We start from the raw sequence: 14687 nt of genomic DNA on the forward strand, positions 1-14687 counted from the left end.
ACCCCCGCACCCATACCTCACTCATCCTTCAACCGGCGTGGGAAAAGTGGCAGCAGAGGGGATGTCAGACCCCCAACCACGCGCGGAACCCTTGGTTGACCTGCGGATACGTCGCCCGTCCCGGAGAGGCTCGCGCAAGAGATGTCGCAAGAGAAGGCGCAGGAGTAGCCGCAAGAGATGTCGCAAGAGATGTCGCAAGGTTCGGCGTTTCGGGTGCTTCCCCAGGGGGGAGAGTGTATTATTGATTTTGAAGTCAGGCGGCAACCTGACTCAGTCTCAGTCACCAACACGAGGAGCCCCCTTGAACACGGAAGCGGAAACCGTTGACGCGGTAAGCCGACTCACGATCCACCTTGCTGGAGAGCACAAGACCGACGCATCCATCGGTCTGACGCTCATTCCCCTTCTGAAGATTCCCACGGCAATCATCGAATTCCGGCACCCTACCGGCGCGCGCGTTTGGTGGGAAGGCTGGTGCGAGGCCGCCGCAATGCTCGACAGGATCTTTCCCGAGCAGGTCGACGCGGGAGAATTGCGCGAACCCGAATTGACCATCAATTCGTTCGTGATTCTGGACGACGCGCCCCGTCGCGCCAAAATCCGGGCTCGCAGCGCGGCTGTAAGCCCCGACGGAATCGGCGCATTGTCCGTCACCGTCGGAGGTCTGACGATCGCGTGCGCGTCCCGCGCGGCTGTCGAGTGCCAGGTGCGCGGGTGGCGCGAGGCATACGACATGTTCGCCAGCGACGGAGGGTTCGGACTGCCGTCCGCCGACGACGTGGCCTCGCGCGTACGGGCCGACCACGCCCGCCACGGGGCCAACGAGCTCTTGACGGCCGCCGAGGAGCAGCGGGCAGCCCGGACGCAGTGACGCGCCCAGGGTGGGACGGCCACCGGTCGCCCCACCCTCCCGGAGCCACAGCCACCAGAGAGGGGACAGCATGACCGCCACAGGACCGATCAGCCGAGGGCAGCGGGTACGCATCGAGCGCAACCCGACCCGGAGTCTGGCCGCCTACGCCCGCCCGAGGACCGCGAACCGGCCCGCCCCGTGGCCCGAGGTCTGGGAAGGCACCGTGTTGCAAGTGACGTACGACGAAGGCGAGTTGACCGACATCGAGGTCTACGGCAAGCGCGAGAGCACCGGCGAGACCAAGCGCGTCACGTTCAGCCTCAGCCGCAACCCGTTCTTTCGTACGAGCGTGACGCCGGTGGAGTCGCCGTAACTCACCAGGTCCGGGGGGTGATTGAGGGTTGACGATCACCCCCCGCGAGAGTGTATTATTGATTCTGCGGGTGAGCGGCAACTCACCCGCCACCAACTCGACAACCCAAGGCAGGGGAACGATGAGCGAGTACCAAGACCACGTACGGCAGAGCCTCGAAGGGCAGAACGTCGACCCGGGCGAGGATCTCGGCATTGACGCCATGCGGTGGACGCCCGACCCCGTCAGCGAGGACGTGACGGACGAGGCGACGCAGACCGCCGCCGACACGGCGCACGCGTTGCTCGACCGCGCCGCCGACGCGTACCTGTCCCTTCTGAACTCCGTTCTCGGCGACGGGACGCACCACATGGTGGCGAGCGCCAGCACGCCGCACGGTGACCTCACCGAAGGCCAGGAACTCACCGTCATCGGTGACGCCCTGATCATCAACGAGGCCGCATCCATGCGTGTCTGCGCCGTGATCGCGGCAGGCATGGTCGGGTGCGGAACCGGCGGACTGGTCGTGCGCACCTTCGGCCCCAACGGGTCGGAGTTCGTACGCGGCTGGAAGGTCCGGAACTTCTGGCTTCGGCCGCTCACCGCTCAGGAGATCCGGGAGGCGTACACCGTCATCCCGGAGACCGGCGAGCCGGTGGCCCCGGAACCGGGCGTGGAGTACCGGCAGGCCGAGCGGGTGCCCCGTCCGGACCAGGCCCCGACGCACGGCGCGAGCGCCAGCCACACCGCACCCCGGGACAACCGGCCCCCGAACCGCCGCAACTGAGCACCACCCGCCGGGGCCGGTCGCCCGACCGGCCCCGGCGGGAACGCCCCTGCCGCCCCCTGCCCTGCCTCCCGGTGTGAGCGGCAACTCACCCGGCACCAACCCGCCCAGGAGTGACCCGACATGACCGCGACCACGCGCCCCGCCAGCAGCACGAGCGCCCCCGCCCAGGCGCCGGCCCCGACCCCTGCCCAAGTGCCGGCGCCCACCGCCCCGCCCCACACGGCGGACGCCCGAGGGGTGGCCCTCCCCCGCAACCTGGCCCGCCTCACCGCCCAGGCCGAGGAGGCCGGTTGGACGGCCACCGTCCAGACGCAGCCCGGACACTGCGCGTTGCTGCTCACCGCCCGCCAGGAGGCCGGGGAAACCGTCCTGCGCTGCGTGTGGCGACTCACCGCCCGGGGACACCGCTGGGACGGCGCCACCCTCACCCGCTACGGCCAGACGGCCGCCCAGGGCATCGCATGGCGCGCCGTCGCGGACCTGGTGACCGCCGAGGCGCCCACCGCCCGCACACAGCCGACCGCGCCGGACCGGGCGGACGCTCCGGCGCCCGGTCCGGCCGAGACCGCGGCGGAGACTTCGGCCCCCCGGAAGCGTGCCCGTAAGGCGCCGTCCGTGACGGAAGTCGAGCGCGCGCGTAGGGCGGCGGAGGAGTGGCCGGAAGCGATGGAAGCGCGGTCGCTGGGCGATCGTTACGAGGGGGAGTTCCGGCGCTCCGACCTGCTGTCGGAACTGTCCGTGTGCGGTGAGCGGTTCCCGTTCCGCTTCCATTTCAAGTCGGGCGGCGGACACACCGTGACCCTTCCGACGGGGGACGTGCGCGGTACGTGGGGTGAGGTCACGGGGGCCGCTATCGCGTACGTGATCGCGGAGCGTCCGGCGTCGGTGCTGCGCGCGACGGCCGAGACGGCGCGCGTGTACGGCATCCAGGCGGAGAGGGCGGCGCAGAAGGCGGAGGAGAACGCGCAGACGGCCGTGTCGGTCGGTATGGCGCGCGCTGCCCTGGACACGGTCCGTGCGTTCGCTCAGCGCATCGATTGGGACGGGCTGACGGACGAGCAGTACGACAGCGCCCAGGGTGCGGTCCGTGAGGCCGAAGAGTGCGCAGAGGGGGCAGAGTCCGCGTACGGGCGGGGCGACGTCGACACGGCCCGTTGGGAAGCGCGTGACGCTCTCGCCGTCGTGCGCTGGTTCGGGCTTGACGTGCCGTCGGCTCAGGAGTGCGCGGAGCGTGCGCCGGAACCGCGCGCGGTTGCTGGGCGGTTGCGGCCCCAGGCGTCAGCCTTCCTGCTGCGCATCACCCGCCCGGGGTGGGAGGGGCCGGCCGAGAAGACCGAGGTTCCGGCCGGCGACGCTCCGGCCGGTAGCGGCGTGACACCGGACGTTCCGGCGGAGGAGAACGAGGTCAAGAAGACCCCGGCGGTGTTGCCCGACGTCGTGTCGGACCCCGGCGGGGTGGACGGGTGGGAGACCGACGGCGGCGCGGTTGAGGTGCTGCCGGTGATCTGCCACGGCAACGGGGGCGGGGTGTTCCCGGTGGCGTTCCGTGGCCCGTATGAGGGCACGGTGCGGGTGTCGCGGGCGTGGCTGACGGAGCGTGCGCGCCGCGCGCTGACCGTGGCGCGTGAGCGGCTGACGGTGGCGGAGGAGCACGCGGAGACGTGCGCGGCGTGGCGGCGGGATGCGTACGAGCTTCACCAGGAAGTACGCCGGTCGGCTGGTGTGCTGGGCCCGGATGTGTGGGTTGCAGAGGAGACGGCAGGGGCGTGGTCCGCGCGTGCGCGTGAGGTGTCGTGGGCCGCAGACAAGCGGCGCCAGGGTGCGCGGGATGTGGTGCGGTGGCGTGAGCGTGAGCTGTCCGCGCTGGAGTCGGAAGCCAGGGAGGCCGGGGAGCGTGCGGCGGCCGGTCGCAAGTTCCTGGCCCGTGCGGCAGCCGGTGACGTTCCGGCGGGGCGTGGGGCGTGGGCGTCGGCCGATGGCGGGGCGGCGGCGATGTTCGAGCTTCCGGCGTGCGCTGAGGTGTCGCCGGACATGGAACACGCGCCGGGCATGGCGGAGCGTCGCGCGTTCGTGGATCTCCTCGCGGACGCCGTGTCGGCCCGTGACGAGGGGCGCGCGCTGATCGGGCGTGACCTCCCGTCGAAGAAGACGCACGGGCGTACGAGCGGGATTGAGAAGGGGCAGGCGTCCGCGTCGGTCAAGGCCCTGGTTCAGCCGTGGAAGGCGCCGAAGATCCCGGCGGAGGGTAAGGCGCCGACGGCGGCTCAGTTGGAGGACTGGCAGGACGGATACGCGGGTGCGCCGGTCGTGGCGGAGACGGAGGCGGCGCCGGGTGTGTGGCTGCCCATGGCTGCCCTGGCGTTCGCCGAGACGGCGACGGCGAACGGGTGGACTGTCGCAATGCAGCGCCAGGGCGCCACGGTGACCGTGCGCGCCGGGGGGCGGGCCACGGGCAAGGTTCCGGGGGAAGTGCGCGCGGTGTGGTCGGCCGGTCTGTACGACGTGACCGCGTCGGGTGCATGGGTGGACGGGGTCCGGCTGGACACCGTGGCGACGCTCCACGCGGTGAACGCCACGGTTGCTCAGCAGTGCAAGGCGCCGGGTGTTCTGGCCGAGGACGCGCGGCCGGACGCGCGGCCGGACGCGCACGCGGATTCGGTCGACCTGGACGGGTGGGAGGGCGAGGGCGGAGCGCTCGCACGGGACGGCGGAGAGCTCCCCCCGCCGGCAACCCGTGACGAGGTGTCCGCGCGGGAGGCTGACGTGGTGTCCGACCCGTCCGGGGCGGACGTGTGGGATGCAGAGGGCGGCACGGTGCCGGGCGTCGACACCCCGGCCCCCGTCGCCGCGGCTGCGGCGGTTATGCCGATCGACTGGGCGAAGCCTGCCGGGCGCGGTGACTGCGCGGCGGCAAACAGGTGTGGCGGGTACGGGGTGCTGCTGTGGGACGTGCCCGGCTGTGCTCCGCGCTGCGCCGAGTGCGCCGCACGGGTCATGGGGCACACTCCGGCGGCACTGCGCGCGCTCACCCTGCCCGGGGACGTCGCGGAGGCGGAGGAGGAGGCCGAGGCAGCCGACATCGTCATCCGGCACACCCACGAAGACGGCACCACCGTTGAGGGCTCCGCCAAGGGTGACGGGGTGTGGGAAGCGTTGCGCCCGCTGGGCTGGACCTACCGGCGTACCCCGGGGATCTTCATCCGGGGCAGCCGCTACAAGGGCGCCGACCGGTGGAAGATCAACCGGGCTGCGGAGGCGGTGCGCGCACTCGGCCTGTCGTGCGCTGTGGTGATCGAAGAGGGCATGTCGTTTGCGGAGCGGGAGGCCGCCCGCGTGGATGCGGCCGAGGAGCGGACGGAGCGGTTCGCGGACCGGGCCGGACGGGCGGCGGTGGCGTCGCAGTCGGCGCGGGATGCCTCGGACCGGATCGGCGACCGGTTCTGGATGGGTCAGCCGATCCTGGTGGGGCACCATTCGGAGGGGCGCGCCCGCAGGGACCAGGAGCGCATGCACAACGCGATGCGCAAGAGCATCGCCGAGGGCGAGCGGGCCGGTTACTGGGCCAACCGCGCCCAGGCGGCGGAGGCTTACGAGCGGTACCGGAAGAACCCGGGGCGCACGCTGCGCCGTATCGAGAAGCTGGAGGCGGAGCGGCGCGGCGTCCTGCGGGAGCGTGACGGCGTTGACGACAAGGGCCGTACGGCTGATGTGTGGCGACGCGAGCCGTCCGAGGCGCGCCGGGAGGAGCTGACGCGCCGTCTGGCCGAGTACGACGAAGAACTGACGTACTGGGCGGAGACGATCAAGGAGGCGGAGCGGCGCGGCTTCAAGGTGTGGGGTCGGGCCGACTTCGTGAAAGGCGATTTCGTGCGGTGGCGGGGGTCCTGGTACGAGGTGACCCGGGTCAACGCCAAGACGGCGACCGTGCCGCACATCCACGCCGCGTTTGATGGCGGCACCGTCGGCGCCGTCGACGGATGCCGCGTGGTCACCCGCGCGGCAACGGCTGAGACCCGGCACAAGGGCAGCACCTACACGCTCCCCTACAACGAGGTGAGCGGGCGCATGTCGGCCGAGCAGATGCGGGCCGCCCTGGCGGGCGAGTCGATCCCAGCCGACCCGCGCGACATCACCCCGGAGCCCGCCCTGTCACCGGGTTCGCCGACTGATGCGGATGAAGCGTTGAACCCTCCCCAGTAAGGGCGTATTATTGATTTTATAGGTGAGCGGCAACTCACCGGCCGCCGACCGACACGCAACGAGCAGACAGGGAACCGCACATGGGCGCCTACGGACACGACATCACCGCCGGAATGCTGGTCTTCGACCGGAAGGACTTCACCGCCTACCGGCCCGGCTCGGAGCCGGTCTGGCTGGTCGAGGCGGTGGCCGGACACGAGGAGTGCCGCCCGGGCGGCAGCACCGTCTACAGCAGGTACGCGCAGGTCCGCAACGCCGAGGTGCACGGCAAGGACACCACCCCGGCGAACTCCGGATGGACCGCCACCAAGCCCCTGGGACGGCTGGTCGAGGCCGCCGCGGAGGACGACCACACCAAGCCGGGAACCTTCCGCATGGACCGCGCCATGGTGGCCTTCCTGCGCGCCACCCGCTTCCGGGGGTGCACCTCCGACGACTACACGACCGTGCGCGACCTGGTGAACGCCGCCCCCTACGACCGGCACGGGTTCCTGGTGGGCGCACGCACGGTCACCCCGCACGGTCTGCGCTACGAACTCGGCGCCCTGTCGGTCTGCCTGGGAAACCTGCTCTGCGACCTGTCGGCAGGCCGCATGACGGCCGCCGACCTGGAGGCGGGCGGCATCTCCGTGACGCTGCTGGACGCCACCCGCGAGGCCCTGCGCACCGCCGACTCGGCCGCCCGGGCCTGACCAACTTGCCGGGCGCCGACCACGGCGCCCGGCCCCCTACCGGATTGAGCGGCAACTCATCCGGCACCACTCGATACAGGAGGACGCACCATGACCACGATCCGCCGGAACTGGACCAAGCGTGTGGCGGAGATCCGCACGGCAGCCCGCACCTGCCACGCCTACGACTCCGACAGCGGCAACATGGTGCCGGTCGACCCGGCAGACGCCTTCGAGGCGTGGGAGAGCACGCCGCGCGCCCGGCTCACCGAGGACACCCCCGGGCAGAAGTGGACGGTTCACGTTCACTCCAACCGGTTCTACGTCCTGACCGCAGAGGAGCCCGCCACCCCGGCGGACGACGAGCCGGCCGCCGAGGTTCCCGCGGCCCCCACCGCCGCGCCCGGCACCCGCCACGCGCACCAGGCCGCCGGACCGACCAGCACACACGACCGCAGCGCGGCTCGCACGCTCGCCCGGCACGCGCGGGCATCCGGCGTGCCGGACGGTGACCGCCTGCCCGGTCATCTGCCCGCCCTGGCGGTCGATCTCGTGGGAAAGACCGTCCGCGTCAAGCTCGCCCAGGGCTACAGCCACGAGCAGATCCGGGACGAGTTCGAGCAGGAGCGGGCCGAGGCGCAGGCCGCCGGAGACGCCGGGAGGGTCACGGCCCTGGGGACGGTGCTCGAGGCGCACGCGGCGATGGTGACCGAGGAGGACGCCGCCCCGTCGCTCACCAGCCCCGCCCCGGCCGACCACGGCCACAGCTCACCGGAGGAACAGCAGCCCGTCCGGCACCGCCCCGGCTCGCCGCGCGAACGGCGGGTGAGCCACGACAGCGTGCTGTCCCGCATCGACTCGGTTCTGCACGACGCCGCCGTCACCGACGACTACACCGTCAGCGGCGACGCCATGCGGTCGGTCCCCCTGACCGACCCAGGCGAGATCATCCACGCCTACACCCGCGCCCAGGCCCTGGCAGACGGCGTCCTGGTCGCCGCCGACGCCGACTCGGTCCGGGAGGCCGGCTTCCGTGTCCCGGTCGCCCTGACCAGCGCCGTATGGGAGGGCTGCGTGGCCTGGAACGAGGGCGACAGCGAACGGCAGGTGCCGCAGGACGAACGGGGCCGCCTGTGGGATGTGCTGACCATGTGCCGTGCGGCGATCCGGCGTAGCGGCGGGGGCGACGGGCAGGTCACCGTCGATCTGCGGCGGGTGCCGCGCGACGGCCGCGCCCGGCAGGCCCAACCGGTCCAGCTCGTCTGCGCGATCGGGCCGGGTGACCACGGCGAGCCCGTGATCACCATCATGCAGCCCGACGAGGACTGACCTCACCGCCCAGGGGGGCGGACACCGCGCCGCCCCCCAGTCCTGGCCGACCACGCCGCCGCAGTCCCCCGGATGAGCGGCAACTCATCCGGCACCGACCCGTCGAGAGGGCGAACCATCATGCCGTCCATCACCTACCAACTCGCCACCGAAGCCGCGCCGTTGATGCCCGGCGGCTGGAGTGCCCGTCCGTCCGCCGCCTCCGGCAAGGAGGGTGCCGCTCTGGAACACCCCGACGGGCGGCGCGTCGAGATCAGTCCCGCGCGGCGTGAGGGCTACGTCCGGGCATGGGTCGCCTATCCGGACACGTCGTACGACCTGATGCAACGGCACCGCCCCAGTACAGAGATGCGCGCCGACCGGGGCGGCAGGGCGCTGGAACAGGCCGTCCGTACCAAACTGCTGCCGGTCTACGACGAGACGTACCCGAAAGTGCTCGCGGCCAACGAGAAGTCCCGCCAGCACGCCGAAGCCCGGGCCGCCGTGGCGGATCTCCTCGTGTCGCTGGTCCCGGGAGCCGAGGTCATCCGGGCCGAACCGTCCCCGATCGTCGAGTACGAGCGCGGGAGCATCGAGCGGGTGACCGCGCAGGTCCTCGGCGGGGGCCTCAACATCGTCACCTTCCGCTACGTCGACGACGAGGCGACCGAGGCTGTCATGAAGGCCTACGGCGAGGTGATCCGGCGCACCGCCCCGACCCCGGACGGCCGTTCCGGCGAGGTCGCGCGATGAGCACGCCGCCCGCCCGCCACCGCTGCCCCTACCGGCCCGGTGCACCGTCCTGGTACGTCCGCGCCACCCGCCGCGCCCTGCCCCAGGGCCGCTTCCCCGCCCTCAAGCGCCAGCAGCTCACCGCAGAGCAGGTGGCCGTGTCCGTCGACCACTCCGGCGAGGACGGGACCGCCCACGTGACGCTGCTCATCGGACGCCACCTCGGCAAACCGCCGAGGCCCGGAGCAGCCCGCGACACCTGGCTACGGGTGCGGGCCGACATCGCCGCCCACCTCCACAAGGCCGGGTTCGCCACCGCGTTGACGAAGGCCGGTGTACGGGCCACCCCGCCCCGGCCTGAGCCGGTCGCCGTCCACCTGGAGCACGGTGACGTGTTCCGTGACGGGCTCGACGCCTTGGGCCGCTACCGCATCTGGTGCCCCGAGCACCCCCATCTGGCCGGCCGCCTGCAGAATGCTCACGGCCTGGGACCGCAGGTGTTCACCTACGTCTTCGCGACCCAGAAGGCCCGGCACCCGATCTGGCCGACCGGCTTTCGCACCCTGCACGCCGCCGCCGAAGCGTGGGCCGCCCACATGGGCCTGCCTCCGGTGACGGTGACCGAGACCTGACCGCCCCGCCGCAGGCACGTACGCCCGAAAGGCGACCCTGACCAGCACGGTTCCCCAGCACTCCCCCAGAAAAAAGGTGTTGCCCCACGGCCTGAATGGCGTATAATTGATTTCACGAGCAAGCGGCAACTTGCTCAACACCAACCGACCGCACGAGGAGCAATCCGTGAGCGACACCGCAACCACCACACCGATGCAGCGGGTCACCCTGCGGCTCGGCCAGATCCGCGTCAACGAGAACAACGTCCGCCAGGACCTCAACCTGGACGAGAAGTTCCTCAAGTCCGTCGCGGCCAACGGCGTGAAGGTCCCCGTCGTGGTCCTCCCGCTCGGCGAGGACACCTACGAGCTGAAGATGGGCCACCGGCGCTACTTCGCCGCCCGGGCCACCAAGGAGACCGAGGCGGAGCAGGACGCGATCGAGGTCCCCGCGTACGTGCTCGACCCCTCCCTGCGCGAGGCGGGCGAGGACTTCATCGACCAGCTCATCGAGAACGACGACGACTACCGCCGTGGCCTGACCGAGCTGGAGCAGGCCGACGCCCTGTTCGGCGCGGTCGGCGCGGGCATGAAGCAGGCCAGGGTGGCGGAGCTCACCGGCCGCTCCCGCAGGGACGTGTCTCAGGCGGTGAAGACCGCCAAGTCGGTCGGCGAGCGGACCCGTTCGGCGCTCGCCGAAGCCGGTACGTACGACCTCGACCTCGAAGTGCTGGGTGTGCTGGGCGAGTTCGACGACGACTCCGCCGCCGTTGACCGGCTGCTGGACGCCTACGCCAAGGGCCGCTTCGAGTTCCAGGTGCAGTGGGAGCGCGACGACCGCGCCGAGCAGCGCGCCCGTGAGCAGGTCCGCCCGCAGCTGCAGGCGGCCGGGGTGCGGCTGGCCGAGGACGGCGACACGCTTCCGCAGACCGCCGAGCCGGTCAGCGAGCTGGACGGCCCGGACGGCGAGCCCATGAGCGCCCAGGCGCACGCCGACTGCCCCGGCCACGTGGCGACCTGGGCCGAGAACCCCCGCGAGCCCGGCGAGGTGGACTACTTCTGCACCGACCCGGAGCGCTTCGGCCACTACCCGCCCCAGGAGGACGCCCCCGAGGCGGACGGCGACCAGGACGAGGAGCAGCCGCAGGCGGCGGGTGCGGCCAAGCCGTCGGAGCCGTCGCGCGAGTACGTCAAGGCGGGCAACAAGGCCTACCGCGCGGCCGAGAAGGCCCGGCAGGCGTGGCTGAAGGACCTCATCGGCCGGAAGACCGCGCCGAAGCCGCTCGCCGCGTTCATCACCGAGCAGCTCCTTTCCTGCCCCAAGCCGGTGGCTCAGTGGGTGGGCGACGCGGGCCGCCGGGACCTGGTCAAGGAGCTGACCGGCTACGACCAGCCCGCCGAGCGCGCCAAGTCGGCGACCGCGGCCAAGCTCACCCTGCTGAACTTCGCGGTGCTGGCCGCGACGTTCGAGAAGCGCATGGGCGAGGTCCGCACGTGGCGCACCGACAGCACCGCCCGTTCCGCCGTCTACGAGCTGCGGGAGATCCGGGAGGACGCCCGCACGTGGCTGTCCTTCCTTGCGGAGATCGGCTACCCGCTCTCCAGCGTCGAACAGGCCATCGTCGACGACGAGCCCTACCAGGAGGGCGAACCGGACACGGCCGACACCGACGGCCAGGCCGACGAGGACACCCCGGACGACCCGGACGGCGTGAGCGCCGAGGACTCCGAGGACGCGTCCTGACCTGCTGCCCGGGCCGGACCTGTCAGGTCCGGCCCGGGCCCCCTCCCCCTTCCCTCTCTGCGCGCTGCCCGCCCGGAAGGCCTCGCCATGCTCCGCTCCGAACTCCGCCTCAACGCCTCTCTGTTCGTTGCCCAGGCCGCCGTCAGCAACCACACGGGCCTGATCGCCCGGGCCGGTCTCGCCATGCCGGCCGCGCCGTTCGGCTCCCCCGCCTGGCAGCTGCCCGCCCTTCTCTCCTACCTTCACCGCCTCCACCAGGACGAGGAGGACCCCTCCCCCGAACTGTGGCGCGCGCACACCGAACGCCAGACCGGTCCCGTGCCCCGGCCGCACATCCGCTACCACGGTGACGGCCTGCACGATGCGGACGCGGTGTGCGTGCTCGACATCCAGCTCGGCCCGCGCGACGAGGACACCGGCTGGCCCGCCGCCGATCTCGCCGTCATCGAGCAGGAGGAAGGCGCCTGCCCCTTCGGGCGTGTCACCCGCCGCCACGGGGTCGAGGCGATCGCCGCGTACGCCGCCCAGGAGCTGACCGCCGAGCACGCGGCGCTGATGGACCGCGCCCGCCAGCACCAGGACGCCGCCTTCGTTCGCCTCGCCGGACTGGCCCAGCGTGCCGCCGAGTGGGCCGACAAGGTCCGCGCCGCCGCGCACGCCGATGCCGTCCACGTCCAGGCCGACCGTGCCCGGTCCCGCATCACCCGCTGACCGCCCCCGCACACCCGCGCCTACTGCCGCCGTTGGAGGCCTGCGCCATGTACGAGTTCGAGCCCGCCTCTCCGCCCTACGCGATCTCCGACACCATCGTCGAACACCACCTGCGCGGCCGGGACCGCACCCGCGCAGACCTGCCCGGCGGCTACCGGCTGACCCTGCGCACCCGCGAGCGGCACGGCCAGCTTGAGGCCGCCCTGGCCGCGCCGTCGCCCACCGGCCCCGCCCGAATCTGCACCGCGCGCATCAGCGCACACACCCCGACGCCCGTCACCTCCCGCATTCTCGACACGGTCACCCGCTACGCCCCGGCCCTGCCCGACGCCCGCGACGCCCACCCGCCCCTGCAGGCCGTTGCCCGCCTGCTCACCACCGGCGCCCCCTTCCAACGGCCCGGCGAGCCGGGACTGTTCGTCCGGTTCGGGCATGCGGAAGCCTGGCTGGAAGGCAGGCGGCTCAGCGTCACCCTGGGCAGCCCCGGCAGCGGCCTCAGCCTGGTCCTGGGCGGCCCGTGGGACGCTCCGTCCACCGCCCGCCTCACCGCCGCCGTCCTGCGCGAGCTGACCGAGGCCGACCAGTTCGCCGGCCAGGTCGCCTCGCTGCTGCAGCCCGGACCGTGGCAGGTCCTGTCCGACCAGTGGCACCCGGACGCCGCCCTCGTCCTGCCCGAATCCCTCCGCGTGGACCCGGAAGACCCGCTCGGCCGCCGTGTCTCCCGGGCGCTGCGTGAGGTCAAGCACGACTTGAGCGCGGCACAGCCGGACTGGGACTTCCAGGGACTGATCTCCGCCGACGGCTCGGCCGTGGCCCTGCGCGTCACCCCGCGCGATCGCGCCGTCCCCCACCTGGTCCGCAAGGTGGTGGGCGACGGCGCCTTCGACCCGGACGAGTTGGGCAACACCCGCACGACGTTCCTCCCCGCCGACCTGCCCCCACCACCCGACTTCGCCCCGGCCCGGCATCCCCACGAGGTCCCGTCCCTGGACCTCCAGGTCGCCCCCAAGAACGAGGCCTACGCGTACGGCGTGAAGCTGGAACTCGGCGACTGGGCCTACGCCTTGGACTCCCGAGCCGTCTTCTACGGGCCCGGCTGGTACCCCTTCCACGAGCACGTGACGCGCCGGGAGAAGGACCCCACCGCCCCGCTCAACGACCGCGAAGTGCCCACCGGGCGCACCGTTCCCGCCCGGGTGCGGCTCTCCCCCGACGTCGCGGACTTCTCCTGGGGCAACGAGTACGTACAGCTCAGCCCCGTCGACCACCGGGTCGAGGCGCGGCTGCATCTGTACGTCGGCCAGGAGCAGGCCCGCACCCTGGTGCGCACCGTGACGCTGGAGGTCGATCTGCGGGCGCGGCGGGTGGTGCTCCCCGTCCAGTTGCCCGCAGATCTGCGTCACCAGGCGGAGGTCAAGGGCCGGCGGATCCTCGATCTGCTGCTGGCCGCGCGACGCGAACGCGCACAGGGGGCGAGGGAGCCGCGGGCTGTCCTCGGTCCCTGGGACCGCGACCCGCCCAGCGCGGACGCCTGACACGGTCGCCGACCGCGTGAGCCACGCCCGCTCGCCGTTTTGCCCCACCGCCGGTCCGGGGCGGCAACCCCGGACCGGCCCCCCACTCACCAACTCGAAGGACACGCCGTGAACACCGTGCTCGCCGCCCCAGCCCGCCCGATGCCGGCGCCGCCGGTGTACACCCCGTATCCCGAGACGTGCACCTGCACGCCCGCCGTTCGCTACGCCTGCGGCCACTGCTACCACGAACAGTGCCTGGACTGCGGGTTCTGCACGATGGGCAGTTGCGTCTGCCGCTGCGAGTACGGCCTCGGCTTCCACCCCGGTGACTCGCCGCCCGAGGGGCCGATGTTCTGGCTCGGCGGACACCACGCCAAGTCGCTGTCCACCTGGGGCGTTCCGATGTGCGTCTCGCGCTCTGCCCTGACCGGCCGTGCCACGCTGCCGCGCGCCGCCGAGGCCTGGGTGTACGACTCGGGCGCCTTCTCCGAACTCGACACCCACGGCGGCTGGACGATCGGCCCGCACGCCTACGTCCGTGAGCTGCGCCAGTTCCGCGACGGGATCGGCCGCCTGGTCTGGGCCGGTCCGCAGGACTGGATGTGCGAGCCCGACATGATCGCCAAAACCGGTCTGTCCGTGCGCGAGCACATCGACCGCACCGTGGGCAACTTCGTCGATCTGATGGCCGAGGACCCCGGCGTCGACATCATCCCGACCGTCCAGGGCTGGCGGCCGGCCGACTACGAAGCCTGCCTGGACCTGTACGACAAGCGCGGCGTACGGCTGGCGGACCATCCGCTGGTCGGGGTCGGCTCCGTGTGCCGCCGCAAGTCGGTCAAGGACGTCTCTGCCGTCCTCGCCACGGTGGCCACCGCCGGGCTGCGCCTGCACGGCTTCGGGCTGAAGACCCAGGCGCTGGAGACGTGCGCCGAGTACCTGGCCTCCGCCGACTCCCTGGCGTGGTCGCGTGACGCCCGCTGGAACGACCCGCTGCCCCAGTGCGAGGGCAAGCACAAGAGCTGCTCCAACTGCGTGCACTGGGCGATGCGCTGGCGCGAACGCGTCCTGGACGTGCTGCACGCCCCCCGTCAGCTGATGCTCCCCACCACGACCTGACCCACCGCCGGCCGTGCCGGTCCCGGGGCGGCAACCCCGGGCCGGCCTTCCTTCACCAACTCACCGACCCGAGGGGAAC

Annotated in this window: 12 protein-coding genes; all 12 read left to right on the top strand. The window is 72.2% G+C overall.

Annotated features, from left to right (window positions below; all coding sequences use genetic code 11):
- The first annotated feature begins 301 nt into the window (after nucleotides 1–301).
- Nucleotides 302–871, top strand: coding sequence for a hypothetical protein (locus tag ACFY30_RS33620; protein ID WP_390848920.1), 570 nt, complete (start codon nucleotides 302–304; stop codon nucleotides 869–871).
- A 70-nt stretch (nucleotides 872–941) separates the two neighbouring features.
- On the top strand, nucleotides 942–1226 hold the full coding sequence (locus ACFY30_RS33625) for a hypothetical protein (protein ID WP_390848921.1): 285 nt from the start codon (nucleotides 942–944) through the stop codon (nucleotides 1224–1226).
- 121 nt (nucleotides 1227–1347) lie between these two features.
- Complete coding sequence (locus ACFY30_RS33630) at nucleotides 1348–1992, top strand: hypothetical protein (protein ID WP_390848922.1); 645 nt, start codon at nucleotides 1348–1350, stop codon at nucleotides 1990–1992.
- 123 nt (nucleotides 1993–2115) lie between these two features.
- Nucleotides 2116–6195 (top strand): DUF3560 domain-containing protein, encoded by a 4080-nt coding sequence (locus ACFY30_RS33635; protein WP_390848923.1) that lies wholly within the window; start codon nucleotides 2116–2118, stop codon nucleotides 6193–6195.
- 80 nt (nucleotides 6196–6275) lie between these two features.
- Nucleotides 6276–6887 carry a hypothetical protein gene (locus tag ACFY30_RS33640; RefSeq protein WP_390848924.1) on the top strand — a complete coding sequence of 204 codons (612 nt, stop codon included), beginning with the start codon at nucleotides 6276–6278 and terminating at the stop codon, nucleotides 6885–6887.
- Nucleotides 6888–6977: 90 nt separating this feature from the next.
- The gene (locus ACFY30_RS33645; protein WP_390848925.1) at nucleotides 6978–8195 is read left to right on the top strand and encodes a DUF6573 family protein; all 1218 of its coding nucleotides are present in this window, start codon (nucleotides 6978–6980) and stop codon (nucleotides 8193–8195) included.
- Between the two features lie 120 nt (nucleotides 8196–8315).
- On the top strand, nucleotides 8316–8927 hold the full coding sequence (locus ACFY30_RS33650) for a hypothetical protein (protein WP_390848926.1): 612 nt from the start codon (nucleotides 8316–8318) through the stop codon (nucleotides 8925–8927).
- Complete coding sequence (locus ACFY30_RS33655) at nucleotides 8924–9538, top strand: hypothetical protein (protein WP_390848927.1); 615 nt, start codon at nucleotides 8924–8926, stop codon at nucleotides 9536–9538. The genes ACFY30_RS33650 and ACFY30_RS33655 overlap by 4 nt, the downstream gene beginning before the upstream one ends.
- Nucleotides 9539–9704: 166 nt before the next feature.
- Nucleotides 9705–11261: a ParB/RepB/Spo0J family partition protein gene (locus tag ACFY30_RS33660; RefSeq protein WP_390848928.1), complete on the top strand. Its 1557-nt coding sequence runs from the start codon at nucleotides 9705–9707 to the stop codon at nucleotides 11259–11261.
- Nucleotides 11262–11348: 87 nt separating this feature from the next.
- Nucleotides 11349–11972: a hypothetical protein gene (locus ACFY30_RS33665; protein WP_390848929.1), complete on the top strand. Its 624-nt coding sequence runs from the start codon at nucleotides 11349–11351 to the stop codon at nucleotides 11970–11972.
- A gap of 47 nt (nucleotides 11973–12019) precedes the next feature.
- Nucleotides 12020–13507 (top strand): hypothetical protein, encoded by a 1488-nt coding sequence (locus tag ACFY30_RS33670; RefSeq protein ID WP_390848930.1) that lies wholly within the window; start codon nucleotides 12020–12022, stop codon nucleotides 13505–13507.
- A 108-nt stretch (nucleotides 13508–13615) separates the two neighbouring features.
- A complete protein-coding gene (locus tag ACFY30_RS33675) occupies nucleotides 13616–14608 on the top strand; it encodes a hypothetical protein (protein WP_390848931.1) in 993 nt (330 codons plus the stop codon).
- Nucleotides 14609–14687 lie beyond the last annotated feature (79 nt).

Source organism: Streptomyces sp. NPDC000345 (assembly GCF_042898825.1).
Taxonomy (GTDB): domain Bacteria; phylum Actinomycetota; class Actinomycetes; order Streptomycetales; family Streptomycetaceae; genus Streptomyces.